The 25,014-nt window shown below is 67.0% G+C and carries 29 protein-coding genes; 13 read left to right on the top strand and 16 right to left on the bottom strand.

Annotated elements, in window-relative coordinates; translation table 11 throughout:
* The first annotated feature begins 132 nt into the window (after positions 1–132).
* The 3 genes from N0B15_RS00830 (at position 133) to N0B15_RS00820 (ending at position 1,710) form a co-directional block, all read left to right on the top strand.
* A complete protein-coding gene (locus tag N0B15_RS00830) occupies positions 133–489 on the top strand; it encodes a toxin-antitoxin system TumE family protein (protein WP_263005099.1) in 357 nt (118 codons plus the stop codon).
* Positions 490–887: 398 nt separating this feature from the next.
* A complete protein-coding gene (locus tag N0B15_RS00825) occupies positions 888–1,058 on the top strand; it encodes a hypothetical protein (RefSeq protein ID WP_263005098.1) in 171 nt (56 codons plus the stop codon).
* Between the two features lie 325 nt (positions 1,059–1,383).
* Positions 1,384–1,710, top strand: coding sequence for a hypothetical protein (locus tag N0B15_RS00820; protein ID WP_263005096.1), 327 nt, complete (start codon positions 1,384–1,386; stop codon positions 1,708–1,710).
* Positions 1,711–1,717: 7 nt separating this feature from the next.
* Here the strand turns inward: N0B15_RS00820 and N0B15_RS00815 are convergent, their stop codons facing one another.
* Complete coding sequence (locus tag N0B15_RS00815; protein WP_263005095.1) at positions 1,718–2,260, bottom strand: tRNA (cytidine(56)-2'-O)-methyltransferase; 543 nt, start codon at positions 2,258–2,260, stop codon at positions 1,718–1,720.
* A gap of 85 nt (positions 2,261–2,345) precedes the next feature.
* Positions 2,346–2,723 carry a DUF7344 domain-containing protein gene (locus N0B15_RS00810; protein WP_263005093.1) on the bottom strand — a complete coding sequence of 126 codons (378 nt, stop codon included), beginning with the start codon at positions 2,721–2,723 and terminating at the stop codon, positions 2,346–2,348.
* A 250-nt stretch (positions 2,724–2,973) separates the two neighbouring features.
* Between N0B15_RS00810 and N0B15_RS00805 the strand changes: the two genes are divergently transcribed.
* The 5 genes from N0B15_RS00805 (at position 2,974) to N0B15_RS00785 (ending at position 6,934) form a co-directional block, all read left to right on the top strand.
* The gene (locus N0B15_RS00805; protein WP_263005092.1) at positions 2,974–3,609 is read left to right on the top strand and encodes a winged helix-turn-helix domain-containing protein; all 636 of its coding nucleotides are present in this window, start codon (positions 2,974–2,976) and stop codon (positions 3,607–3,609) included.
* An 89-nt stretch (positions 3,610–3,698) separates the two neighbouring features.
* Positions 3,699–4,637, top strand: coding sequence for an NAD-dependent epimerase/dehydratase family protein (locus N0B15_RS00800; RefSeq protein WP_263005090.1), 939 nt, complete (start codon positions 3,699–3,701; stop codon positions 4,635–4,637).
* Positions 4,638–4,905: 268 nt separating this feature from the next.
* Positions 4,906–5,673 carry a DUF2797 domain-containing protein gene (locus tag N0B15_RS00795; RefSeq protein WP_263017553.1) on the top strand — a complete coding sequence of 256 codons (768 nt, stop codon included), beginning with the start codon at positions 4,906–4,908 and terminating at the stop codon, positions 5,671–5,673.
* A gap of 46 nt (positions 5,674–5,719) precedes the next feature.
* Positions 5,720–6,091, top strand: a complete 372-nt coding sequence (locus N0B15_RS00790; protein WP_263005088.1) for a hypothetical protein — start codon at positions 5,720–5,722, stop codon at positions 6,089–6,091.
* 81 nt (positions 6,092–6,172) lie between these two features.
* Positions 6,173–6,934 (top strand): helix-turn-helix transcriptional regulator, encoded by a 762-nt coding sequence (locus tag N0B15_RS00785; RefSeq protein WP_263005087.1) that lies wholly within the window; start codon positions 6,173–6,175, stop codon positions 6,932–6,934.
* Here the strand turns inward: N0B15_RS00785 and gcvPB are convergent.
* The 8 genes from gcvPB to N0B15_RS00745 all read right to left on the bottom strand — a co-directional run bounded on the left by gcvPB (position 6,931) and on the right by N0B15_RS00745 (position 16,357).
* Positions 6,931–8,436, bottom strand: coding sequence for an aminomethyl-transferring glycine dehydrogenase subunit GcvPB (gene gcvPB / locus N0B15_RS00780; protein ID WP_263005085.1), 1,506 nt, complete (start codon positions 8,434–8,436; stop codon positions 6,931–6,933). The genes N0B15_RS00785 and gcvPB overlap by 4 nt on opposite strands.
* Positions 8,433–9,770, bottom strand: a complete 1,338-nt coding sequence (gcvPA, locus tag N0B15_RS00775; RefSeq protein WP_263005083.1) for an aminomethyl-transferring glycine dehydrogenase subunit GcvPA — start codon at positions 9,768–9,770, stop codon at positions 8,433–8,435. The genes gcvPB and gcvPA overlap by 4 nt, the downstream gene beginning before the upstream one ends.
* Before the next feature lie 149 nt (positions 9,771–9,919).
* Positions 9,920–11,257: a hydroxymethylglutaryl-CoA synthase gene (gene hmgB, locus N0B15_RS00770; protein ID WP_263005082.1), complete on the bottom strand. Its 1,338-nt coding sequence runs from the start codon at positions 11,255–11,257 to the stop codon at positions 9,920–9,922.
* A gap of 75 nt (positions 11,258–11,332) precedes the next feature.
* Complete coding sequence (locus tag N0B15_RS00765; RefSeq protein WP_263005081.1) at positions 11,333–13,237, bottom strand: Ig-like domain-containing protein; 1,905 nt, start codon at positions 13,235–13,237, stop codon at positions 11,333–11,335.
* A gap of 63 nt (positions 13,238–13,300) precedes the next feature.
* A complete protein-coding gene (locus N0B15_RS00760; protein WP_263005080.1) occupies positions 13,301–13,879 on the bottom strand; it encodes a DUF2150 family protein in 579 nt (192 codons plus the stop codon).
* Between the two features lie 151 nt (positions 13,880–14,030).
* Positions 14,031–14,888: a TatD family hydrolase gene (locus tag N0B15_RS00755; RefSeq protein ID WP_263005078.1), complete on the bottom strand. Its 858-nt coding sequence runs from the start codon at positions 14,886–14,888 to the stop codon at positions 14,031–14,033.
* 78 nt (positions 14,889–14,966) lie between these two features.
* Entirely contained in the window at positions 14,967–15,452 is a 486-nt protein-coding gene (locus N0B15_RS00750; protein WP_263005076.1) for an NYN domain-containing protein, read from the bottom strand.
* Between the two features lie 56 nt (positions 15,453–15,508).
* Entirely contained in the window at positions 15,509–16,357 is an 849-nt protein-coding gene (locus N0B15_RS00745) for a pantoate kinase (RefSeq protein ID WP_263005074.1), read from the bottom strand.
* A 222-nt stretch (positions 16,358–16,579) separates the two neighbouring features.
* Between N0B15_RS00745 and N0B15_RS00740 the strand changes: the two genes are divergently transcribed.
* Positions 16,580–16,882: a UPF0175 family protein gene (locus N0B15_RS00740; protein ID WP_263005072.1), complete on the top strand. Its 303-nt coding sequence runs from the start codon at positions 16,580–16,582 to the stop codon at positions 16,880–16,882.
* Positions 16,879–17,397 (top strand): PIN domain-containing protein, encoded by a 519-nt coding sequence (locus tag N0B15_RS00735; RefSeq protein ID WP_263005070.1) that lies wholly within the window; start codon positions 16,879–16,881, stop codon positions 17,395–17,397. Before N0B15_RS00740 ends, N0B15_RS00735 begins: the two co-directional genes overlap by 4 nt.
* Before the next feature lie 347 nt (positions 17,398–17,744).
* Here the strand turns inward: N0B15_RS00735 and aspS are convergent, their stop codons facing one another.
* From aspS to N0B15_RS00715, 4 genes are all read right to left on the bottom strand, one after another.
* The gene (gene aspS / locus N0B15_RS00730; protein ID WP_263005068.1) at positions 17,745–19,049 is read right to left on the bottom strand and encodes an aspartate--tRNA(Asn) ligase; all 1,305 of its coding nucleotides are present in this window, start codon (positions 19,047–19,049) and stop codon (positions 17,745–17,747) included.
* A 53-nt stretch (positions 19,050–19,102) separates the two neighbouring features.
* Complete coding sequence (locus tag N0B15_RS00725) at positions 19,103–19,474, bottom strand: type II toxin-antitoxin system VapC family toxin (RefSeq protein WP_263005067.1); 372 nt, start codon at positions 19,472–19,474, stop codon at positions 19,103–19,105.
* Complete coding sequence (locus N0B15_RS00720) at positions 19,474–19,722, bottom strand: antitoxin VapB family protein (RefSeq protein ID WP_263005065.1); 249 nt, start codon at positions 19,720–19,722, stop codon at positions 19,474–19,476. Before N0B15_RS00720 ends, N0B15_RS00725 begins: the two co-directional genes overlap by 1 nt.
* Positions 19,723–19,793: 71 nt before the next feature.
* Positions 19,794–21,140, bottom strand: coding sequence for a cytochrome P450 (locus N0B15_RS00715; protein WP_263005063.1), 1,347 nt, complete (start codon positions 21,138–21,140; stop codon positions 19,794–19,796).
* Positions 21,141–21,223: 83 nt separating this feature from the next.
* Between N0B15_RS00715 and N0B15_RS00710 the strand changes: the two genes are divergently transcribed.
* From N0B15_RS00710 to N0B15_RS00700, 3 genes are all read left to right on the top strand, one after another.
* Positions 21,224–21,892, top strand: a complete 669-nt coding sequence (locus N0B15_RS00710) for a helix-turn-helix domain-containing protein (protein WP_263005061.1) — start codon at positions 21,224–21,226, stop codon at positions 21,890–21,892.
* A gap of 60 nt (positions 21,893–21,952) precedes the next feature.
* Positions 21,953–22,756 carry an SIR2 family NAD-dependent protein deacylase gene (locus N0B15_RS00705; RefSeq protein WP_263005060.1) on the top strand — a complete coding sequence of 268 codons (804 nt, stop codon included), beginning with the start codon at positions 21,953–21,955 and terminating at the stop codon, positions 22,754–22,756.
* Positions 22,757–22,822: 66 nt separating this feature from the next.
* The gene (locus N0B15_RS00700; protein WP_263005059.1) at positions 22,823–23,440 is read left to right on the top strand and encodes a metal-dependent hydrolase; all 618 of its coding nucleotides are present in this window, start codon (positions 22,823–22,825) and stop codon (positions 23,438–23,440) included.
* A gap of 84 nt (positions 23,441–23,524) precedes the next feature.
* Here the strand turns inward: N0B15_RS00700 and N0B15_RS00695 are convergent, their stop codons facing one another.
* Both N0B15_RS00695 and N0B15_RS00690 read right to left on the bottom strand, forming a co-directional pair.
* Positions 23,525–24,163, bottom strand: coding sequence for a helix-turn-helix domain-containing protein (locus N0B15_RS00695; protein ID WP_263005057.1), 639 nt, complete (start codon positions 24,161–24,163; stop codon positions 23,525–23,527).
* Between the two features lie 22 nt (positions 24,164–24,185).
* Entirely contained in the window at positions 24,186–24,968 is a 783-nt protein-coding gene (locus N0B15_RS00690) for a phosphoglycerol geranylgeranyltransferase (protein ID WP_263005056.1), read from the bottom strand.
* Between the last annotated feature and the right edge of the window lie 46 nt (positions 24,969–25,014).

Below are 25,014 nucleotides of genomic sequence, written 5' to 3'. Positions count from 1 at the left end.
GGAGTCCACGCGAAAGCCCGACCCTCAACGAGCGAGGTCGTCAGACCGAGCGAAGTAGGGTAGGGTTGTTTACCCGATTCGCCGGACGGTGCACCAGTCGACTTCGACCGACTCGAGACGATCCGAGAGCGGTTGCTCACCAGCGAGCGTTTCAGTCGGATAGACGAACAGCCACCGTTCGCTCCCGACCGTCTGGTCTGCGTCTACGACCAGCGATTCTACCCGGACCGGGTTCGCGGCGCTCGTCTGGAGGTGGTGTGGTTCACGAACGGCGATTTCTCGATTCGGTACCACGAAGACACCGATCTCGGGGCGTTCGACCACCGGTGGGACAGACATCCCTCCGATCACAACAGCCGTGATCACGTCCATCCAGGACCGGACGCACCGACACCTGGCGAGGATGCGTCCCACCCTGCTGACTGGCGTGACGTTCTCTCGCAGGCCCTCTCCGAGATTGACGACCGACAGCGTGCCTTCTGGGAGTGATGCGCTGCTGTAGAGTCCGCTGAACGCTCGAGTTCCTCGTCGAATCGGGTGTACCTGGTGTGGACGGCTCCGTATCACCGACGCCCATTTCCAGAAATTATATGTATCTATCCGTGAAACTCTGGGCTGGAAGCGACGCCCGCCGAACGCCGGTCGGGGCACGCTCAGAAAGTGCCCCGGGTGCTAGACCCACCCGAGGCGTGGCTTCCAATAAACCCTACCACGGGGTTTGAAGCCATGACTCAGTACCAACCACGCGACCTTAAAAGGCTCGCAAACGCACTGTACAGCCCGCGAAACGCCGATTCTCGGAGTGGATACGCTCGCACTCGAGCACGCTCCACACCCACTCGAGTACGTGTCACACCAACTCGAGCGCCACAGACGGTGAGGCGTCGATGAGCGGGGACCTCGGCCGGTGGGGTGGCGAGGGGTGGAACCCGCCGCGCTGTCCCCACTGTGAGAGCGTCGTCGTGGGGGTGACCGCGACTGGTCCCGACACCATCGTCGCCTCCTGTGGCTGTTATCTCACGCAGCAGGAGGCGCGAGACCTTCGGCGACACGACTGAGCCGACTGTCCAGCGTACTCTCTTGAGTCTCTCTGTTCGGTGGTGTTTAGTTTAGCTCGATCTACCGATCCGTTGGCCGTGAACGCCCAGAAAGCCCCGCCGCCATCGAGGGCTGCGACTCGCTGCGATCCTCGGACTTCGTCCTACGGTTCTTGCGTCGTCTCGCTCCTCGATGGCGACGCCCCTTTCAGTCCCACCCCGCGGCGGTTGGTCGGTTGTTTTTCGCCTAACTAAACACGACCCTCTGTTCGTTCTCACCCGGGTGGCCGCCCCGGTCTTTGCACTGGCCCAATACGTTTGGTGATCCAGCACGTACGCTCGAGCCATGTCACTCTCGTTTCGGCGCACGCTCGCGGACGAACTCGGCCGCATCGGTCTCGTCGGCGCGGGCGTCGTCTTCGTCGCGTTCGTCCTCACGGATGGTCTCGAGTGGCGGACGGGTGCCGTCGCCGTCGTCATTCTGCTCGTACTCGCGGGACTCAGAGCCGGGTGTGAGGCGTTGGGGCTCTCGTCTGCGGTCCCCGGACTCGTCGTCGGAGCCGTCGCGGGTGTGGTAATGACGTACGCTGCACTAACCGCCGTCTCCGTTCTCGCTGGCGTCCTGGCGCTCGTCGGCTGGTTGCTCGCGTTCGACTCACTCCGTCGACTCTGAGACCCGCTCACTCCTCGTCTGTCGGCTCGACGCGCTTGCCCGTCTCCTGGGGGATCACCCGGCGGTCGGCGTCGACCCACTCGCGCTCGAGTTCGCGTCCCTCGAACAGCCGATCCAGAAACACCGCGAGACCGGCGACCTCCGAGTGGGGCTGGTTCGTCACGCCGACGTTCCAGTCGGCGGCCTCGTAGACGTCGAAGGGGACTTTCTCCGCACCGACGACGACCAGCAGCGGCGCTTGGCGGTGGGCCTCGCGAACCTCGGCTTCGACGTCCTGGATCCGCTCGCCGTACATCGTCAGGTGGACGATCTTTCCCTCCCAGTTTCTGACGACCGCGCGCGGCGACTCGGTCAACTCGACGTCGAACGGCCCGCCGAAGCGCTCGGTGATGTCGGCGACGGTCTCGAGCGACTGGGTGGCGTTCGCGGGGAAGATCACGCCCTCGGCGCCGAGGGCGCGTGCGGTCAGGCCGACGTGGGTCGTCATCCGCTCGTCGCGGCCGGGGCGGTGACCGAGACGGAGGACGGTTACCTCGCGTTCGTCGTGCATACCCTACGCTCTGTGCGCGCTCGTTAGGAAATTTCGTTTTGCGCCCGCTCGGGTGGGTCGCGGCTGAATCGGAAAACGGGGTCGGTTACGCCGACGCCGAGGTCTGCTGTTTGATCTCGGCGACCGCTTCGGTGGGCCGGAACTGCTCGAGCATCGGTTCGAGTTCGTCGATACCGTCCGTCAGGACGACGTCACCGCTGCGCAGGTCGTACTCGACGACACCGTGGTCGGCGAGCATCGGCAGGTGGACGTGGACGAGCGAGATGCACACCCGCTGGTGGGTCTCCTCGTCGACGGCGTCGGTCGACTGTCCGCGCTCCCACGCGACGATCTGCGTCGCGAGGTCGTCGATCGTCACGCACGGTTCGTCCAACAGCTGATACAGCAGGTACCGGCGTCGAGACTCCCCGAGGAGTCTGTAGACGTGCGCCATGTCCGCCGACCGCCCGTTCGGCTGTTGCATGGTATACCTATTCGTCCAGCGCTACTACAACCTGCTGCCAAAATACATTGGATGTTGCTTTATTACAGGCTCTCTCTCCCACGACGATATGGACGTCTTTCCGGCCGTCGCCTCGAGAGAAACGCCACGTTTCCCGAGCGACGAGTTCGCCGGCGTGAATCACTCGAATATCTGGTTTTCACTCGTTCTATCGCCTCTCAAAGTGTTTTGGAGCCACTTCTATGGGGGTGGCCACTAATCGACAACTACGATGACACACGACGCTGCCGATCCGAGTACCTCGACACAATACGAGGTTTACCGCGCGCTCGCACACCACCGCCGTCGACGTATCCTCGCGCTACTCGAGGAACGGTCTCCGCCGGCGCGCGTCGACGACCTCGCCGCCCGCCTCGCCCGCGACGCGGGGGACACCCAGGCGGACGTGTACCTCGAGGTCGTCCACGTCCACCTGCCCATCCTCCAGGAGGCTGGACTGCTCGAGTGGACGCGTGAGTCGAGGACGGTCACCTCACGCGCTCACGACGCGTTCGAGGATCCGGACCTCGAGGACTACCGCGACCTGGTCGGTCCCGACTGGGACGACGCCATCGCGGCGCTGGCCCACCCGGTTCGCCGAGCGGTCGTATCGAGGCTCGACGGCCGAACCGGCCCGCTCGAGGGGCGCACTCTCGCCGCGGAACTCGCCGAGGATGGCGACGTCGACCGGTTCCTGACGTCGCTTCACCACTGCCACCTCCCGGTGCTCGTCGACGCGGACCTCGTCGAGTACGACCGCGACGACGGCACCGTCGCCGCGCTCGACCACCCGCTGTTCGACGACTGTCGTCTCGAGGACGCCCTCGAGACGGCTCCACGGCCGGTGTTCGGCACCGTCCGTTCCTGAGGTTCGACTCACGTCTCTCTTTGCTGGTGTATCGAGTCCCGTTTCCTGAACCGGAACACACATATTCCGTACTGGTATCGGATTGAACGATGAATCTCGTTGATCGACGATTGCTCGTGACCGGTGGTGCGGGTCTCGTCGGATCGGAGCTTACACGCCAACTCACAGCCGAGAACGACGTCACCGTCGTCGACGACCTCTCGAACGGTCTCGCCGACTCGGTTCCCGACGGAGCCGAGTTCGTCGAGGGCGACCTCACTGACCCCGCCGTCGTCGAGGAGGTCGTTACCCCGGACCTCGATGCGGTCATCCACTGCGCTGCGGCCGACAAGTACGTCGACTCCGACGACCCCCGCGCCCAGTTCGAGACGAACCCCGCGATGACCTACTCCATCGTCGACCGGATGGACGAAGTCGGCGTCAGTAACCTCGTCTTTACCTCCTCCTCGACGGTCTACGGCGAGGCCCCGCGGCCGACACCCGAAGACTACGCCCCGCTCGAGCCGATCAGCATCTACGCGGCCGCGAAACTCGCCGAGGAGTCCTTGCTCTCGGTCTACGCACACTCCCACGACTTTACCGTCTGGAACTTCCGTTTCGCGAACGTCGTCGGCGCGCGCTTCGGCGCGGGCGTCATCCCGGACTTCGTCGAGAAACTCGAGGCGAATCCCGAGACGCTGACCATCCTCGGCGACGGCCGCCAGGAGAAGTCCTACATGCACGTCACCGAGTGTGCCGAGGCCATCCGTCGGGTCGTCGAAGACTCACCAGATAGCGCCGGGCCGATGCACACCTACAACCTCGGCACCCGGACGACCACCTCGGTCGACCGCATCGCCGACATCGTCAGCGAGGAGATGGGTCTCGAGCCGACGTACGAACACACCGGCGGCGACCGGGGCTGGACCGGCGACGTCCCGAAGATGCGCCTCTCCATCGAGAAACTCTCGACCATCTGGGAGCCGTCGATGAGCAGCGACGAGTCGGTCCGCGCCGCCGCGTCGGATCTCGTCGAACTACTCGAGTAACGCGTTGGCTCCGGAGGAGTGCACGTTTGGGCTGTCCGATCGGTGTATAGGTCCCGCAAAGGGGGCGTCGGGAAAGCGGGAGTGGGGGATGCGTCGCGTTGGGGCCACACGCGCGACGGGGAATGGTGATAGCCGTAACCGCAAGTTTCGGACAGCAACCACGTGTTATTTCCGAAGGCAATTAAACGTTTCGTCACCGTTCAGGCGGCTGAAACTAATATCGTGTGAAAACGCCACACGTATGCGTCGACACGTGCTACCAGTGGCCGTGCAGGTCGTCGGCTACGAACCGAGCGGGCGCGGACGCACACTCCTGGTGAGCGGTGACGAACTCGAGCGTATCTCGCTCGAATCCGGCGACGAACTCGCCTACACTCTCGGTGAGCGCCACTGTGCGGGCGTCCTCGACGGTGATGGCCACCGCGACTGTGATCGGCCGTCGGCTCCCTACTGTTCGTTTCACACGAGTACCTGGGTGTGTGCCCGGTGTACGGGCACCTGTCTGAAAGACGAGATGGACTGTCACGAACCGCACGCCGTCTACCTCGCCGCGTTCGCCCCCGACACGTTCAAAGTCGGCGTCACGAAGGAGTGGCGACTCGAGACGCGCCTGCGCGAGCAGGGCGCAGACCGCGGCGTCCAGATCCACAGCGTCCCCGACGGCCGCATCGCCCGCGAACTCGAGACCGACCTGGCGACGCGCCCCGACCTGATCGACCGGGTTCGCACCGACGCGAAACTCGAGAGTCTCGCGACCGAGGTCGACGAGACCGCCTGGGAGGCGCTCCTCGACGAGTTCGAGGTCCTCGAGCGCCACACGCTCTCCTACGGACTCGACCTCTCGAGCCAGCCGGTTCGCGAGACGCTCGCGTCGGGGACCGTCCGCGGGGTCAAGGGCCGACTGCTCGTCCTCGAGCGCGCGGGGACGGCCTACGGCGTCGACATGCGCGACCTGGTGGGCTACGAACTCGCGGACGAAGCCGACGGCTCGACCTCGGCCCGTCGTCTCCAGTCGTCGCTCGGATCGTTCGGCTGACCGTAGACATGGCAACCCTTTTCCGAGACCACAGAGAACTCGAACTATGAGCGACGACGGCGACTCTACCCCCGAGGACGACGTACAGGACACCAGCGACGCCGAGGAGAACGGCGGTGAGGAGAAGACGTTCCGCGAGCGTGTCGAGGAGATTCGCGAGAAGCGCGCCCAGGAGGCCGAAGAGAGCGGTGGCGACCCCTTCGGTGGCCCGGGCGGCCCGGGCGGACCCGGCGGCATGGGCGGTGGCAACCCGTTCGCTCAGATGATGAGCGGGATGATGGGTGGCGGCCCGGGCGGTCCCGGCGGCGAGTCCACCGGTGACGAGGAACTCGTCCGCGAGGTCAGACAGCTTCGCGACGAGGTCCGAGACGTCACCCGACAGCTCCAGCGCATCGCCGACGCGCTCGAGGACGACTGATCGCTACACCGACCGTGCCGCCGTCGGCGGCCACCGGTCTTTTCCCCTCTCTCACCGTACTCGAGGCGGACGATCGATCCGATGCACCGGACACTCACCACGCGATACGAGGTGCTCGAGACCCTCCTCGAGGAGCCACGAACGAAACCGGAACTCGCCACAGAGACGGCAGTCTCGCGCTCGACGGTCGACCGGGCGGTGTCGGAACTCCTCGAGACCGGCTGTATCGAACGGATCGACGCCGGATCGACCTACCGCGTCACCGGCTGTGGCGCTCTCGCCTACGACGCCCACGAGTCGTACCTGGCTGACCTCGAGACGATCACCGAGGCGGCACCGATCCTCGAGACGCTCGAGCCGGGTGCGCTCGACCTGCGATTGCTCCGGGGTGCGAGCGTCGACCGACCGGACCCCGACGCGCCCTGGCGGGCGTTCGAACGGAGCGCGACGCTCGTCTACGAGGCGCGCTCGCTGACGGGGACGGCACCCGCGGTCTTCTCCCAGTTCTTCGACGACATCGGCGACTCCGTCGACAACGGGGGCCTGACCTGCGAACTGGTCGTCGACGCGACCCTGTTCGACTCGTTCGGGGACGACGAACGCGAGCGACTGCGAGCGATTCTCGAGACCGGCGGTGGCTCGCTGTACGTCACCGACATCGAGGATTCTTTCGCCATCTGGATCGCTGGCGGCGGGAAACGCGACCACGCGGGCGTCACCGTCTACGGCGAGGGTGGACCGGTCGGCGTCATCAGAAACACCAGCCCGGAGGCCGTTCGCTGGGCCGAAGACGCCTACGCCGCCCGCCGCGCCGACGCCGACCTCGTCTGGGGATTCGACTAACGATCCTCGAGTGCGTGCCAGGACAGCCGCGGCTCTCGCGCGGCGCTCGCCTGGTCGATCCGTCGCGCGGACGTGCGCTCGGGGGCACGCTCGAGTGTCTCTCGCTCTTCGTTCGCGACCGCGTTGAACGCGGCGGCGAGGTCGTCGAGGCTCGCCTTGTTCTCGACCTCCGTCGGCTCGGTCATCAGCGCCTCGGGGACGATTTCCGGCCACTTCGTCGTCGGCGGGTGGACGCCGTAGTCGAGCATGCGTTTGGCCACGTCGGCGGCGTCTTGTGCGCCCGCGCTCGCGACGAACTCGTGGTGGAACGGCCCGTAGGGGACCTCGTACTCGAGCCTGCTCGCCAGGTAGTTCGCGTTGAGGACGGCCTTCGCGCTCGCGTCGGTGAGACCCTCGTCGCCCAGGCGGGCGATGTAAGCGAACGCCTTCAGCAGGACGAGCCAGTTACCCTGGTAGCCGTGGACCGTGCCGATCGTCGACTCGGGATCGAACAGCTCGTAGCTCGCGTCGTTACCGTCTCCGCGTCTGCGAACCCGCGGGGCGGGCAGGTACGGCGCGAGTTCCGAGACGACGCCGACGGGTCCGGCACCCGGCCCACCGCCGCCGTGGGGCGTCGCAAACGTCTTGTGGACGTTGTAGTGCATCACGTCGAAGCCCATGTCGCCCGGCCGGGCACGGCCGAGCAGCGCGTTCAGGTTCGCGCCGTCGTAGTAGAGCAAGCCGCCGGCGTCGTGGACCAGTTCGGCGATCCGCGTGATGTCGCGTTCGAACAGCCCCAGCGTGTTCGGGTTCGTCAGCATGAGCGCGGCCGTCCGCTCCGAGAGCGCGGCCTCGAGCGCGCCGAGGTCGACCCGACCACCCTCGTCGCTCGGCAAGGAGACCACGTCGTAGCCGCCGAGGGCAGCGGTCGCGAAATTGGTCCCGTGGGCGCTCTCGGGGATGATGACATCGGTTCGCTCCTCGCCGCCGTTGTCGGCGTGGTAGGCCGCCGCGACGCGGATGCCGACGAACTCGCCGGCCGCCCCGGCGGGTGGCTGGAGGCTGACGGCGTCCATCCCGCCGATCCGTCCGAGGTACTCCTGTAACCGGTAGAGCACCTCGAGTGTGCCCTGGACCGTCTCGGCCTTCCGGTCCGGGTGGACGGCCGCGTCCGGGAGGGCGGCGACGTCTTCGGTGAACTTCGGGTTGTACTTCATCGTACAGGAGCCGAGCGGGTACGGACCCGTGTCGATGCCGTAGACCATCTGCGAGAGACGCGTGTAGTGGCGTGCGAGTTCGGGTTCCGAAAGCTGCGGGAGCGTGAGTTCCTCGCGCGTCAGTCCCTCGGGCAGCGGCGAGTCGACGTCGTCGCCGATTTCGACGCGCGTCGAATCCTTCTCCGAGAGCAGCGGTTCGTAGGTGCCGTTCTGCGTCCAGCGCGCCTGCTCGTAGTCCGTGTAGCCGTGGGGCGTCCGCTCCGCCCCTCCCTCCTGTGTCTCCCGTCCGTCCCCGTCTCGGCTCATCGCGCCACCTCCGCGAGCGCGTCGACGAAGCGCTCGAGTGCGGCGTCCGTGACGCCCGCGACGCAGACCTGAATCTCGTGGTCGCCGACGACGTGGATGGCGAAGCCCCGCTCCGTGAGGTCGTCCGCGACGGCGCTCGCGGGCCGCTCCGTTCGGGCGACGAACTCGCGCATGTGGCGGCGGTCGTCGACGGGGGCGTCGACGCCGTCGATAGTGTCGACCCGTTCCGCGAGCGATTCGGCGCGTCTGACGCCGCGCGCGGCGAGTTCGGCGAGTCCGGTCGGCCCGAGGACCGACGCGTGCATCGCGCTCCGGAGGGCGACCCACGCCTGGTTCGTACAGATATTACTCGTCGCCCGCTCCCGGCGGATGTGCTGTTCGCGCGTCTGGAGCGTCAGCGTGAACGCGCGCCGTCCGCTGGCGTCCTCGCTCGCGCCGACGAGGCGGCCGGGAACCTGCCGGAGGTAGCGCTCGCGCGTGGCGAACAGCCCCAGGCCCATCCCGTAACTCGTCCCCAGCCCGAGGACGCTCGCGTCGCCGACGACCACGTCCGCGCCGACGTCCGCCGGGCGCTCGAGCAGTGAGAGCGCGACCGGATCGGAGCCGAGGACGAACAGCGCGTCGGTCTCGTCCGCGAGCGTGCCGACCGCACCGAGGCGTTCTTCGATCGCGCCGCGAACCGTCGGCGTCTCGGCGTAGACCATCACCACGTCCTCGTCACAGACCGACTCGAGTGCCTCGAGGTCGACCGTCGACGCCGTCGTGGGGTAGGTCTCGACGACGAGGTCGGTGCCGGCGACGTAGTTCTCGAGCGTGGCGCGTCTGCCCGCCCTGAGGATGTCGGGGACGAGCACCCGGTGGCCGCTCGTGGCGCGAAGGCGCGCGGCGAGTGTCGCGGCCTCGCCGAGGGCGGTTGCCGCGTCGTACATCGAGCAGTTTGCGACTCCGAGTCCCGTGAGTTCGACGAGCAGCGACTGGTACTCGAACAGCGCCTGTAAGAACCCCTGGGAGACTTCCGGCTGGTACTGCGTGTAGGAGGTGAGAAACTCCGACCGGTCGGCGAGGTGGCCGACCAGCGACGGCACGTAGTAGCCGTAGTGGCCCCGGCCGAGCAGCTCGGTCAGGTCGTCGTTTCTCGAGAGCATCCCCTCGACGAGCGCGCGCGTCTCGCGCTCGCTTCGCGCCTCGATGCCGAACGTGTCCGAAAATCTGACGTCGTCGGGAATGTCGAACAACTCTTCGACGGAGTCGACGCCGACTGCCTCACACATCGCCGCCGTCTCCGCTGCCGTGTGTGGGGCGTAGGGACTCCCGTTCGCCTCTGGGTTGCCCACTTTCACTCACCTCGCCCCGTTCGCCCGTCGGTCACTCTCCGCTCTCCACCAGCACCGAAACCAGTCCATCTCACGATGGTCGTACTAGCGGGAGGGGCGTAATGACTGGCGTGGTTTCGCCTGGAACGGGCGGCCGCAGCGTCGCCTGCTCACTCGGCGAAGCGGTACTTGCGCTCGCCCATGCGGCCCCAGCCGTCGAAGACGAACTCGTCTTCGGGCGTGGTCCGCGCGTCGATGTCGACGTCCAGGTCGTGGTTGTGGACGTCGTGAATCTCCTCGTAGTCCTCCCAGGTGAGGTCGTAGCGCGACTCGAGTCGGGCGTCGATGTCGAGCGCCTCGAGTTCTTCGTGCCAGCCCTCACAGACGGTCTCTGCGTGACCCTCTGCCTGTGCGCCGCTGCCGTAGGAGCCGACGAGGAGTTTGCTGCCCGCCAGATCCAGGCCGTTCTCGTAGCCGTGTTTGAGCGCGCTGATACGCGCGACGTGGACCGAACCGGTGTACCAGTTGCCGACCTCTCGAGAGATGGTGAGTGTGGGATCGATGGTCTCCGCGTACCACTCCTGGTAGGTCTCGGTCCCTTTCAGCGCGTCCATGTACTCGCGGACTGCCTCGTGGTAGGCGTCGGCGTCGTCGAACGCCTCCTCGCGGGGCTGGCGGCCGATCTCGTCGGCGAGGTCGTCTTCGATGGCCGTATCGCGGATCATGTGGCGGTAGGCGAGCAAGCCCGCCTTCCGGACCATCCCGGGGAACGGCGTGTGGAACGGGATGTAGGCGTACTGGTCGGGGTGGCTCGCCCCGGCGACGCTCTCGAAGTCCTCGAGCGCCTCGCGCATGCGGGCGAGGTAGACCTGCACCGAGCGCTTGCCGTCGACGGAGGGGAACTGCTGGTTGGGTTTGAGAAAGTCCGTCTCGTCGGCGCTGCCGTAGCCCTGCTCGGTCGAGAGTTCGACCAGGCTCGGCTCTTCGGTGATGAGCATCGCGACGGCACCCGCCCCCTGGGTCGCCTCGCCGGCGTCGCCGCGGGCGTAGAGCGCGGTGTCGGTCGCGATCACGAGCGCCGCACGGCCACGGTTGCGCCCCGCTTTGATCCAGTTGTAGGCGTCGTCTAAGCTCTGCGTGCCGGCGATACAGGCGAACTTCCGCTCACCCTTGTTCGCGTGGTGGAAGTCGCCGTCGTAGACCTGCTCGAGACAGCCTGCGACGTACGTCGACACCGGTTTCGAGTTGTCGAAGGCGCTCTCGGTGGCGACGTCGATGCGGCCGATGTCGTCGGGGGTGAGTCCCTTTCGCTCCATCAGCCGGTAGGCGGCGTTGGCCGCCATCGTGACGATGTCCTCGTAGCTGTCCGGGAACGAACTCGCGTTGAGACCGAGCCCTTTCGTGTACTTCTCCGGGTCCTCTCCCTTCTGCGGGGCGAACGTCCCGGGAAGGTCGAGCGAGAGCTTTCCGGTCCAGATCTCGACGGCGTCGATTCCGACGGCGGTCATATACCATACCTACGGGGGACGCTACATGATAGTGTCGTTCGAGGTTTCGACACCTGTCGAGACGCGCGTCGCCGGCTACGCCCCGCTTCGCTCCTCGATCGTCACCGTGAGACCGACGGATCCCTCGTCGGTCTGTTCGTGCAACTCGCTCGAGCCGTCGACCGCCTCGCGGATTCCCTCGAGCATCGAGGTGTCGCCACCGACGTAGGTATCCTCGTCCAAGAGGTCGCGTGCGGCCAGGTTCACCGCGATGTCGTCGGCCGCCGCCGTCTCGAGTTCGAGGACGGTGCCGTCGACGAACACCCGTTTGGTCTGCCAGCCGCTGCCGTCGCTGCCCGCCGCGCCGCCGCCGGGCTGGTCGACGAGGAGGACGCGAATCTCGTGGCTCCCCTCGTCGGTCTCGAGCGTGACCGTCGTATCGATCTGCTGGTTGTTCTCGAGTTCCGCTGCGGCGACGGCGAACACCGATCCGTCCTCGATGGCGCTCGCGTCGACCCGGACGGCCCTCGAGTCCTGGGTATTCTCGCTCCGGACGGTGACTGTGTACTCCTCGTCGCGCGCATCGCTCGCCTCGGTCGCCCACTCGAGCGTCACCGCCCTCACCTCACCGCCGTCGAGGGTGACCGTCTGGCTGTCGCGTACGGTGCCATCGTCCGTCTCGAGCGTCACCGTCTGGCTCCCCGCCTCACCGCGGTTCTCGACCGTCGCGTCGACGGTGAGCACCGACCCGGCCTCGACCGGCGCGTTCGTGCCCGTGATCGCTACGTCGACGTACGGCTCGTCGGTCGGTGGCTCGAACGCCTCGACGGTGACGCCCGCCCGTGCGTGCCCCCCAGAGACGGTGGCGAACACTGCGCTCTCACCTTCGCTCTCGCCGGTGACGGTAACGCTCGCGACGCCGTCCTCGTCGGTCTCGGCGCTCGAATCGCCCTCGAAGCTGATCGCCGCGCCGCTCCTCGAGAAGTCGACTCCCGCCGCCGCGACCGGCTCACCCGTCTCGGCGTCGGTGACGAGCGCCTCGAGCGTCTCGCTCTCGCCTTCCACCACCGTCACCTCCTCGCTCGCCCACGAGACCGCAAACGGACCGGACCCGCCGTCTCCGCCAGTCTCCCCGCCTCCGCCCTCGCCCGCCCGCGCCTCGTCGAAGCGCTCGTCGCGCTCGCCTCCCTCGCCGACGCGGACCTGCGCCACCTGCAGTGCGTAGGACTCGTCCGCGAGTTCGACCGTGACGGTCCCCTCGTCGCCGTCGGGGAGGATGCGAGCGTTCGCCACACCAGCGTCGAAGGTGGTGCCGACCGACGCCTCCCAGCGCGCTTCGGCGCGCGTCGGCAGCGTGATCGTCACGTTGCCGGTGCCGTCGGACTCGAGTCGCCGCTCGTCGCTCGGCCCGCCGATGGTCTCGACCGCGACCGAGACCGTTCCGCTGGCTGCCCGCGAGAGGTTCCCGTCGACGAAGACGAGCGTGATGCGCTCTTCGCCGATCGCCGTCTGTTCCTCGAGCGTGACGCTCGCCCCGTCGAAGCGGTTGTAGAGCAGACCGTGCTCGAGGACAGTCGTCGGCGCGTCGTACTCGTTGTAGCCCGGTTCGTAGGCGAGCAGCCGCGTCGTCGGAGGGTTCTCGAGGATGTCCGCGACGGTCGGGTCGTCGACGGAGGCGTTCTCGACCCGGACTGCCTTCGGCTCCGAGGTCGCAATCTCGCCGGCGGGTGCTGGCGGGTTGATGGCCACGACGCGCGTCTGGTACTGGGTCCCGAGGCTCACCGGGACGCCGCGTTCGTGGCGGGCGTCGAAGTCGCCGATCGCGTCGCGCAGTTCGACGAGATCACCGAGCGTTCCCTGGTGGTGGGTAAACTCCGCGTCGAACGTCTGGTCGGGGACGGCGTTGACCTGATAGAGCGAGAGCGTCGCGATCAGAATCGCGAGCAACAACACCGCCCCGATCTGGACGGTGACGGCACGCTCGTCGCCCGGACGTGACATAGACGCTGATCGTCAGCGCCGGTTAAACGCTTGTTGGCCACCGAGGGCCGAAAAGAGCCACTCTTACCCTTCTTCTTCGACGAGTTCGGGATCGCTCATCGCACTCTGGAGGCTGTCGAGACCGTTGACCCACTCCGTGACGAGACCGTACTCGAACTCCTCGGCGACGCTGATGTCGAGTTCGTCGCCGTCGATCACGAGCGTCCCCGCCTGCGCGCTGTAGCCGAGCGCGCTGTCGAGGTCCTCTTCGGCCTCCGCGTCGGCCGCCGCCCTGACGTACTCTTCGACGCTCGCCTCGTCTGCGGGTCCGCCGACGATGAACTCCTCTGCGGCGACGAACACGCAGACGAGACTCGTCTGGACACCGTCGACGAGCATCGCCTTCTCCTCGTCGTCGATGTCGACCTCCGCGAGGACGATGTCGCGGACCTCGGCGATCTCTTCGAGCGCGCTCTCCTCGTCGAGTTCCCCGTCGTCGTAGGCGGAGACGATCTTCGCGACCGCAATCGCGGTATCGTCCTGGAGGTTCAACAGCAGGCGGGCCGACGACTCGTCTTCCGGATCGATCTCCTCGTCGTCGATGCGGTCGATCCAGTTCTGCCAACGGTCCGCCGAATAGAACTCGGTAGGGGGAGTGCTCATACTCACACCTACACCGGCCGCTTGAAATGCCTTTCTCTACCGTGCGGCGGCTGCAATCGCACAGATCCTCTGTAGAACCTCTCTCGAGGCGGATCTGTCCGCTCTCGTCGACACTCGCCGAACTGGCCACCTGCCCGGTCCGACCGCCCTCTCACGGACTCTCGAGCGTCCCCACCGTGTCGATGCCGTAGACCCGCTTCGGCGTCTCGACGTGTGCCGTCTCGACCGCCGCTTCGTGGCCCTCCTCGAGCAGCCACGCCACCCGCCGCGGCACCGTCTTCGGACCCAGCACCGCACCCGGCCGGTCGGGGTCGTCGATGAAGTCGGTCTCCATCAGGAACGGCTCGCCGCGGTCGGCCGCCTCGAGCAGCCAGTCTCTCTCACACATCACACTCGGCGTCACACCCTCGAGCCGGCCGCTCGCGTAGTGTTTGACCACCCGGTGGGCGGGGAGACCCGCCTCCTCGGCCCACGCGGCGACCTCGGTGAGGTCCTCGCTCGCCTCCGTGTGCAACTGGACCGCACACTCGAGGTCGGCCGCGCGTTCGAACGCCCGCCGCATCACGGCGTTCGACGCCTCCCACACTCCCTCCGGCACCTCGTAGTGGGGCCGCCCGGACTTCAGCCCGAGCGCCCGTCCGTCGGCGACGTAACCCGCCGCGGTGTCGATTCCCGTCTTCATGATCGTCTCCGCCTCCGCGCCACTGTGGCCGTCTTCGACTAACCGCGAGACCAGCCCCGGGTGGACACCGAGGATCGCCCACGCCCGTCCCGGGAGCAGGTCCGAGGCCGCCTCGACGATCTCGAGCGTGCGTTCGAACACCGCCTCGAACCCCTCGCGGCCGTCCTCACCCGCCGCCACCCCGAGGTGCCAGGAGGGCTTGTTGACGACCAGCAGGTGCGTGCCGCCGACGCGGGCGAACTCCTCGACCGCCTCGAGTCCCCGCCCGTGGTCGGGATCGAGGTGGAGGTGGTTGTCGAGAACCGGCCGCCGTAACTCCTCGCTCATGCGCTCGAGTGCGTCGTCGGCACGTGAAAAGCCTCCGTTCTTCCGACAGCGTGGCGGCCGTCGCCGCGCCGATGGCCGTCACGGCCCGAGCGTCAGCGCCTCGTCTGCGGCGTTGCGCAGCGCGTCCGAACGCCCGTAGCTTCCCGGTGCGATGGCGATTGTCCGCGTCCCGTAGGTGCCGGCGTACTCGAGCACCGGCTTGAAGTCCGTATCCCGCGAGACGACCGCGAGCACGTCGAGGGTGTCGTCGGTGACGAGTGCGGTCGCGTCGACAGCGAGTCGCACGTCGACGTCGCCGCTCGTGACGACGACCTCGAAGCCGCGGGCCTCCGCTGCCTGGATGAGTCCCGGCGTCGCGTGTTCGTTCAGGTAGAGCCGACAGACGCTCACCTGGCCGAATTCCTCGCCTGCTTCGCGCACGTCGTCTAGGTCGACGTCGAACTCGTCGCGTAGCACGTTCGGGCCGTCGACGAAGAGCCCGACGAGCGCTTCGCGCCCGGCCGCCGTCGCTTCCTCGTTCTCGCCATCGTCTCGGGCGAACCGTGCGCGCAGGCGCTCGAACATACACCCGGCCTTTCGCCGGTCGGAAAATAGGTGTGACGGAACACGCGCCGCTCGGCTCAGACGAACATCGCTCCAGCCGGGTGGGTCGCACAGACCGACGGCTCGTAGCCCGCATCGGAGAGCCCGGTTCCGAGCGCGAAGACCGTGTCGCCGAGCATCGCCATCGACGCCTGCCCGCCCGCCGCCGCGACCCGCTCGAGCGCCTCCACGACGGCCGGCGTGAGCAACTCCGCCTCCCGGGCGAAGCGTCTCGAGGCGAAGACGAACGAGGCGAGCGTCGGCTCTTCGACGACCCGCGAGAGCGCCTTCGCTCCGGCCGCACTCAGTGCCTCGGTATCGCCCGAGAGCACCTCCGCGGTCGAGAGCGAGCCGAACGAGACGTACTCGACGCGCGCTCGCTCGGGGATCGAATCCAGTGCGTTGTGCGCCGGTGCCCCCGGCTCGAGTCGGATCGGAATCCCGCCGTGGGCCTGGGCGACGACGTCCCCGAGTCCGGTCCCGGCCTCGACCTCGCTCGCGTGGGCGATGGTCACCAGTTCGTTCGTCGAGAGCCGCCGGTCGAAGACGCGGTTGGCCGCGAGCGCCGTCCCGAGCGCTACCGCCCCCGAGACGCCGAAGCCAGCCCCGAGCGGGAGGTCGGCCGCGACCTCGACGCGGGCGCTCACCGCGAGCGTCTCGAGAACCGTCTCGACCGGTTCGATCTCGACGGGACCGGTGCTCGCCTCGCCGGCGCTCCCCTCGAGAATCACTTCCGACGCCTCCGCTGGCCGTACCGTCACCTCCACGCCGTCGGTGAGGGTGAGTCCGGCCCCTCGAGAGCCCGCCTTCGTCGGGTCGTCGTCCGGATGGGCGCTGAAAAAGCCCGTGATGTGGCCCGGAACGAACACCGTCGCCTCGTCCACCATGTGCCGTCGTTTCGCTCGACCGGCTATAAGATGCCGGATTCGAGACCGCTGGCCACCGACGCAACGCTTCCCTCACGGCCCTGCCCACCAGACACGTGCTCAGACGTACCGTTCGAAGCCGACGACCGGCGCGCTCTGATATGGATCGCGCTCAAGTGTTCTCGGTGACCACGTCACGCGCCGAAACAGCTATGCATGTACTCGGTGTAATACAGTGTATACATGCCTGCGATCAGCGCCCGGCTCCCCGACGACGAAGCCGACGAACTCGAGGAGGTCGCCGAGCTACTCGGTCTCGACCGGAGTACGACGATACGCAAGGCACTCGGCGAGGGACTGGCCGAACTCCGGGTGCGCCGAGCCATCGAAGCCTACCAGAGCGGGGATGCCTCGGTTAACCAGGCGGCACGGATCGCTGGCGTGAGCATCGCCGAGTGGCTCGAGATCGCACGGGAGCGAAACCTCACGACACACCTACAGCCCGACGACCTGAGCGCCGATGCAGATGCTGCACGTGAGTTATGAGGATTCTGGTCGATGCGACGACCGCTATCGCGCTCGGAGGGGTCGGTGAACTCGAGTTACTCGCCGTCTTCGACGCCACCCCCGAGATACCGCCAGCAGTTATCGCCGAGGTGACGACCGAACCCGCTGCGACCGCCCTCGAACGGTTCCTCGAGACCGACCTGTGTGTCCGATCGGCTGCCGTCGAGGACGCGTACCTCGAGCAGTCGATGGCGGTTCTCGACGAGCGCACCCGAAACGGCGACGTGCGCCTCCTCGCGGACGTACTCGCAGCCACCGACGACGGTCGCCCCATCGGCGTCGTCTCCGACGACAGACGGGTTCGGACGGTCACTCGAGGGTTCGGTGCGACGGTCACCGGCACGATCGGTGTGATCGTGCGCGCCGTCGAGGACGGCTACGCGCTGTCGGACGCGCGATCACTCGTCCACCGCCTCGACGCGAACGGACTCCACATGACCGGCGAACTCCGCGTACGCGCCGACGAATTACTCGAGGCAGCCGCACGAGAGTGATCGCTCGAGGGTCGGCGACCAGTCTTACGGACTCAGTCGCTGACGATCTGACGAGAGTCGCTTCGCTCTTCTCGTTGGCTCTCAGAGACTTCGTCAGGGACTCAATCGCTGACAATCTGACGAGGCTCAACTCGCAACCGCACTCGTGAGTCTCGTTGGCTCTCAACGTCTTCGCCTACGGCTCAGACGTTGACAATCTGACGAGGCTCAACTCGCAACCGCACTCGTGAGTCTCGTTGGCTCTCAACGTCTTCGCCTACGGCTCAGACGTTGACGATCTCGCGGGAACACCGTTGGACTCGCGCTGCTCGTCCAACGAGCTCCCGCTCGACGGTCAGCGACCAGTCCTACGGACTGAGTCGCTGACGGTCTCGCGGGAACAACACAGCCTCCCGAATGTTCTCGAGACCGAGCATCGTCATCACGAGGCGCTCGCCGCCGAGACCCCAGCCAGCGTGCGGTGGCATGCCGTACTTGAACATCTTGGTGTAGTACTCGAAGGCGTCGGGGTCGAGCCCCTGCTGTTCGAAGCCGTCGACGAGTTCCTCGTAGCGGTGTTCGCGCTGGCCGCCGGAGACGAGTTCCATCCGTGGGTGCATCAGGTCGAAGCCGGTCGAGAGCTGTTCGTCCTCCTCGTGGTCCATGATGTAGAAGGGCTTGATCTCGCTGGGCCAGTCGGTGATGAAGTAGTGGGTGCCGACGTCCTCACCGAGGGCCTTCTCGCCCTCGGTGGGCAGGTCGTCGCCCCAGACGAGCTGCTCCTCGAGTTCACCCGTCGCGTTGATCCGCTCGATGGCTTCCTCGTAGCTCAGTCGGGGGAACGCCTCCTCGGGTACCTCGAACTCGTCTGCGAGGCCGAGCGTCTCGAGTTCCTCGCTGCACTCCTCGGCGACAGCCTCGTAGGCGGCTTTGACGACGCCCTCGACGACGTCCATCGCCTCCTGGTGGTCACAGAACGCGCCCTCGAAGTCGATCGAGGTCGCCTCGTTCAGGTGTCGGGGGGTGTTGTGCTCTTCGGCGCGGAAGATGGGACCGATCTCGAAGACGCGCTCGAGACTCGAGCCGGCCATCAGCTGTTTGAACAGCTGTGGACTCTGGTTCATGAATGCCTCCTGGCCGAAGTAGGTGATCGGGAACAGTTCGGTGCCGCCTTCGGTACCCGTGGCGACGATCTTCGGGGTGTTGATCTCCGTACAGCCGACCTCGCGGAAGTGGGCTCGGATCGCGGCGAGCGCCTCGGCGCGGATCTCGAAGATCGCCTGCACCTCCTCCTTGCGGAGGTCGAGCGTGCGGTTGTCGAGGCGCGTCGAGATTTCGGCGTCGACCTTCCCGGAGGGGTCGAGCGGCAGTTCCGGGTCGGCGGCGGCGACGACCTCGACCGACTCGGGGGTAATCTCGACGCCCGTCGGCGCGCGTGGCTCCTCTTCGACCGCACCCGTGACGGTGATGACGCTCTCTCGAGAGACGCCGAGACCGGTCTCGACTAAGTCCTCGTCCATCTCGTCTTTCTGGAACTTGACCTGGATCTGTCCGGTGGTGTCTCTGAGAATCAGAAAGGCGATGCCTCCGAGGTCGCGCACCTCGTGGACCCAGCCAGCGACGGTGACCGTCTCGCCTGGCTCGGCCTCGGCAGTGTAGGTTCTGTCCTGCATACGTTCGCGTTCTCGAGGCCCAAACGTAAGCGCAGTGGTTCGCGATTGCCGGCCTAGTACGGCGTCACCGACGCACTCGTTCGGCGAAACTCGCCGACGTTTCTGGTGACGACCGTCTTGTTCGCCTCGATGGCCGTCGAAGCGATTAGCAGGTCGACGGTCCCGATCTGTCGTCCCTCGCGCCGAAGTCGACGATGTTCGCGCGTCGCTCGCCTCGCCTCCTCGAGTCCGAACGGCAACACGTCGATTCGGCTCACGATCGATTCGAACCGTTCCTGATCGGTGGGCGTGAGTCCCCGGCCGACTTCGGTGACGGTGAGCGTCGACACTGACGCCGTGGTCCACGCGAACTCGTTGAGTTTCTCGACCGCGCCGGGGTCCGCATCGAGGAGGTCGATGATGAAACAGCTATCGAGGAGGACCATCACTCCTCCACTGGCGCGTCGTCGCGGTCACTGAAGCGTGCGTCGACGTCCTCACGGAAGGCGTCGGAGTGGTGGCGGACTCGCTCGAGTTCCTCCTCGTCGACGAGACCGATCAGTTCTCGGAGTGGGTTCTCCGTCTCGCCCGTGAGCAGGCGGTCGACAACGTCGCTGAAGCTCTCGTCGGCTCGTTTTTCCCGGTCGAGTCGCCGGTAGGTTTCCTCGTGAAGACTGATCGTTTTGCTCCCCATCTGTGTCTCTATTGTTCGTCTTCTGTGTACTTGTGTCTTTTTCCCCGCGTGGCCAACTCAGCTGGGCCGTCTCAGCGCCGGTAGACCGTCATCGGGATCTCGTGGGTCGGCCGTGCGGTGATCGTCGCCAGCAGGTCGAGGTCGACGCCGGGGACCAACTCGAGGTGGAACTGCTGGTAGATAGTCGCGAGCATGAGCCGCGCCTCGAGCATGGCGAAGCGGTCGCCGATACACCGGCGCGGACCCGCCGAGAACGGGAAGTACGCCAGGTTCGGCAGCTCCGACTCGAGGTCGCCGTCCCAGCGCTCGGGGCGGAACGCCAGCGGGTCGTCGTACCAGCGGGGGTCGCGGTGGACGACCCACTGGTGCATTCGAACCGTCGCACCCGGCGGAATCACGTAGCCGTCGATGACGTCGGGCTTGACGGCCTCGCGGATGATACCGGGGACGGGCGGGTAGAGGCGCATCGACTCCTCGACGACCTGCTCGGTGTAGGTCAGCCGCTCGAGGTCGGCCATCGTCGGCGTCTCGCCGTCGAGTTCCGCCTCGAGTTCGGCGACGAGTTTCTCCTCGACGTGGGGGTGCTGAGAGAGGAGGTAGGCGGTGAACGTCAGCGCGAGCGCCGTCGTCTCGTGGCCGGCCAGCAGGAGGGTGACGACCTCGTCTCTGATCTGCTCGTCGGTGAGGGTGACGTCCGCCTCGTCGCTCACCTCGAGCAGTTTCGAGACCACGTCCCGCTCGGTCGGATTCGCCCGCCGCTCCTCGATCATGCCGTAGACGACGGTATCGAGGCGTTCGCGGGCGCGGCGGATCTCTCGGCGAGCGGGCGTCGGCACCCACGGCGGCAACACCAGGTGTGCGAGGTTCTCGGAGGCGAGCATGAACGCCTCGAGCGAGGAGCCGACGGTGTCGACGTCTTCGCCGATGTCGACGCCGAAGAGCGCGCGGGCGACGATTTTCAGCGTTAGCTCCATCATCTCCTCGTGGATGGGACGGACCTGCCCATCGCGCCAGCGCTCGAGACCCTCCGCGGTCACCTCGGTCATCATCGTCGCGTACTCTTCGATCCGGTCGGGGTGGAACGCGGGCTGGATCAGGTGGCGGTTGCGTCGCCAGAGTGCTCCCTCGCTGTTCAGAATGCCGTTTCCGGTGATTGGCCCGAGGATGGTCTGGAACTGCTCGCCTTTGACGTACGACTCGTTGTTGTGCACGAGCACCTGCTCGATGTGTTCGGGGTGGTTCAGCTGGTAGACCGGCCCGGCGGGGTCGTCCCAGCTCACGATGTCGCCGTACTCACGCGCCGTCCGCGTCACGAATCCGTACGGATCGCGCACGAACGCGAGCTGGTTGCCGAGAACTGGCAGCCCCGAGGGGCCGGGTGGTCGACGCGTGCCTGTCGGCGTGGGCTGGTTGGGCATACTCGCTTCGACGGGTGCGAGCCGTCTATCTCTGTGTACGAGCATGCTAGGTGCTTTTTATTCAGCCTCGCCTCCCCCGAGCCATGAGATACGCGACGGTCGCGCTGACGTGGGGGGACCGGGGCATCCACCCGGTCGACGATTTGCTTCGGCAGGCCGAAGCCGTCACCGTCACCGCGGTTCGAGACATCAGTCCGCTCCCGGGGTCGATGTACCTCGAGCTTCTCGAACTCCGCGGCGACGTGGCGCGCGCCGAAGCGCTGCTCGAGAGTTCGCCGGACGTTCTGGGCTACAACGTTGCCGGTACCGACGAACGCGCCGTCGCCTCGGTTCGGTTTCGGTCCGTCGGTCTCGTCGACGATCTGCTCGCGGTCCTCTACGAACACGAGATCGTTCTCGAGTGGCCGCTGCCGATTCTCGAGACCGGGTCGACGCGCGGACTCGAGGTGACCGTCGTCGGGTCGACCGGAGCGATCGAACGCGCGGTCGCGGCGGTGCCGGACGGCATCGGCGTCGACCTCCGGCGGATCGGCGCGTACGATCCGACAGCCAACGCGTTCGCCAGGTCGCTGACGGCGAGACAGCGCGAACTGCTCGCGGTGGCGATCCGTGAGGGCTACTACGAGGTGCCGCGCCGGACCACCCAGCGCGAACTCGCCGAGACCCTCGACCTCGCGACGGGCACGGTGAGCGAACACCTCCAGCGCATCGAAGCGGCGTTGATGGCCGTCTACGCCGAGACGATGCGCTAGCGTTCCGTACGACGCGCTATCGGTCCGAGCGTTTTTGCCCGCCCCAGCCGATGCCAGCGTATGGACGCGCTCGAGCGACTCGCCGCCGACATCCGCGACGCCGAGCGCGTCGTCGCCCTCACCGGTGCGGGTATCTCCGCCCCGTCGGGCGTTCCGACCTTTCGCGGCGAAGGTGGCGTCTGGGAGCAGTTCGACGCCGGCCAGTTTACCTCCGGCCGTTTCGAGCGCGACCCCGCGGGCTTCTGGAACGACCGGCTGACGCTCCAGCGGGCGATGTTCGGCGCCCCCGTCGAACCGAACGTCGCCCACGAGGCGCTCTGCGCCCTCGAGCGTGCGGGCCACCTCGAGGCAATCGTCACCCAGAACACCGACGGCCTACACCTCGGGGCGGCCGCGGCTGTGCCCGACGGCGGCGGTCCCGACACAGACCCGGCCGAATCGGTCGTCGAACTCCACGGTAACGCCCACCGCGTCGTCTGCACGGCCTGTGGGGGTCGGGCCGACGCCGCGCCTGCCTTCGAGCGCGTCGCGGCTGGCGAGACGCCGCCGCGCTGTGACTGTGGGGGTGTCTACAAACCCGACGTCGTCCTCTTCGGTGAGACACTCTCACACGACTCACTCGAGCGCGCACAGACACTCGCGCGCACCTGCGACGTGTTCCTCGCCATCGGCTCCTCGCTGGTGGTCGAACCCGCCGCCTCGCTCCCGCGGCTGGCCGCTCGGAACGGCGCGACGGTCGCCGTGTTCACGCTCGAGGAGACGCCGGTCGACGGGGTGGCGACGGTCGTCCACCGTGCGGACGTGACCGACGCACTCCCCGACCTGTACCGGCTCGTCACCGGCCGCGAGCAGCCACGACCGTGAGGAAACCGCTACCTACCCGGTCGAAACAACGGGATAACTAACCGGCCGAGACCGCTCGCGCTAGCTATGTGGCCCTGGGAGCACGCCATCGTCGGCTACCTCGTCTACTCACTGGTCAGTCGGGTCGTGTTCCGCGAACCCCCCGGTGGACTCGAGGCGTTCGCGGTCGTCTTCGCGTCGGTCTTGCCCGACCTCATCGACAAACCCCTCGCCTGGGAGTACGGCGTCTTCGAGACCGGCTACGCGCTCGGCCACTCGATATTCTTCGCCCTGCCGCTCGCGATCTGCGTCGGCCTGCTCGCTCGAGCGGCCGGTCGCTCGCGCGCCGGGCTCGCGTTCGGTCTGGGCTACCTCCTCCACCTCCCGGCTGACGTGCTCCACCACTACGCCGTCCGCGGCGTCGTCCAGTGGGAGCTGATGCTCTGGCCGGTCGACAGCGTCCCCGACACACACGGCCACGGCATCGTCGAGGGATTCTCGAGGCTGTTCAGCGACTACTCGGCGGCGTTGCTCGCGGGCGACCTCTCGACGTACATGTGGCTCCAGGTGGGTCTCGCCGTCTTCACCTTCCTGCTGTGGCTCGCCGACGGCGCACCCGTCGCGCGCGATTTCGTCCTCGCCGTGAAACGCCTGCTCGTCGGTGCGCTCTCCGGTGTCGGCGACGGTCCCCAGCGCTCGAAGTGACCAGTGGCTTTCCAAGCCTGAACCGATGAGTCGATCCAGTTGGCGGGTACCGGTTCGACTCACCAGTCGGCGCTTGGGAGGGCACTATAGGACGTGGCGCTCGACCAGCCGCGACTGTCCGCGCCGAAGCCGCTCGCTCAGCGCCTGATCCGAGATGCCGAGTTCCGCCGCGATTTCCTCGAGCGTCGACCCGCGCGGCACGTCGAAGAACCCGCGCTCGTAGGCGGTGCGTAACGCGTTCCGCTGATACGGGGTCAGTATCGCCCCGTCCACCGAGTCGCCGCCGGTGGCGAGGCGGTGTAAGTCGAAGCCGACGCCCTGCACTGTGAGGTACTCGTGGTAGGCTGCGAGCGCGTCCCGACCGGGAAAGCGCATGCGACACTCCCACCCACCCGCGCTCACGCACGCCTCGAGCAACTCGCTGCCGAGAGCGACCCAGCGCCGGTAGGTACCGACGCTCTCCTCGCCGCACTCGGTCAGCGCGTAGAGGGTCCGCTCGTCCGCCGTCTCGAGTCGCTCGCTCGTCGCGACCGTCCCGTCGCGCTCGAACACCTCCTCGAGCACCGGTGGCTGCACACCGGCCATCCAGCAGAAGGAGATCGGCCGGTCGGGGTCGAGCGCGAACTGGCGCTCGAGGGTGACCTCGAGTGTGGGGCACTCCTCGAGGGTCGGTCCCAGGAGGAGGTTCGACGAGGTGAGTTCGAAGTCCGCGACGAGGCTCATAGCTCCCGTCCGTCCCGCCGGTCTAAAACAGTTCAGGTCGGGCGTCCGCCGAGGCGTCGTTGGCCGCCTCGACGGTTTCGCGGACCGCCTCGACACCCTCGTCGTGGGCGAGGTTGCCGACGACGATCACGTCGGCGTGGCTGGCCATCGCGTAGGCGGAGTCGTAGTCGCGGATGCCGCCGCCGTAAAACAGCGTCGACTCAGAGAGCGCCTCGCTCGCGGCCGCGACGACGGACTCCTCGCCCAGCATCCCGGAGTACTCGACGTAGACGATCGGCTGACCGAACATCCGCTCGGCGACGGTCGCGTAGGAGGCGACGTCGTCGGGTGAGAGGTCACAGTCGGCTTCGGTCAGCGTGGCGACGTCGGCCTCGGGATTGAGGACGATGTAGGCCTCGGTCCAGGTGCGATTCCAGTCTAAGTCGCCGTCGATCCGGACCCACTCCTTGTGCGCGCCGGTGATCCAGAACGGCGAGCCAGCGTTGAACACCGTCGGGATGAGGTAGCCCGCCAGCGCCTCGTCGTCGACGACGACGCCTGGGTTCGACGGCTCCTGATAGAGCGGCACGTCGTGTTCGGCACACGCCTGGATCACCGCCGTCATGTTCTCTTCGGTCATCCCCATCGTGCCACCGATCTCGATCGCGTCCGTCCCGGTCGCACACAGATCGCCGTAGGTGACGCCGTCGGGGAGGTCTTTGTCCGGATCGAGCTTCAGAATGTGGTTCCACTCGTCCCAGGGCGCATTGACATCCTCACCGCGCCTAAAGGCGCGGGAATCCTCACGTTGGGGGTCTCGGCTCATGCCGAACCACCACGCGAGCGACTTTCTCCTAACGGTGGATACTCCG

It is taken from the genome of Natronobiforma cellulositropha, assembly GCF_025629245.1.
Classification (GTDB): domain Archaea; phylum Halobacteriota; class Halobacteria; order Halobacteriales; family Natrialbaceae; genus Natronobiforma; species Natronobiforma cellulositropha.
Note: the sequence above shows the minus strand (reverse complement) of the source record. Positions and strands in the feature narration are given on the sequence as shown.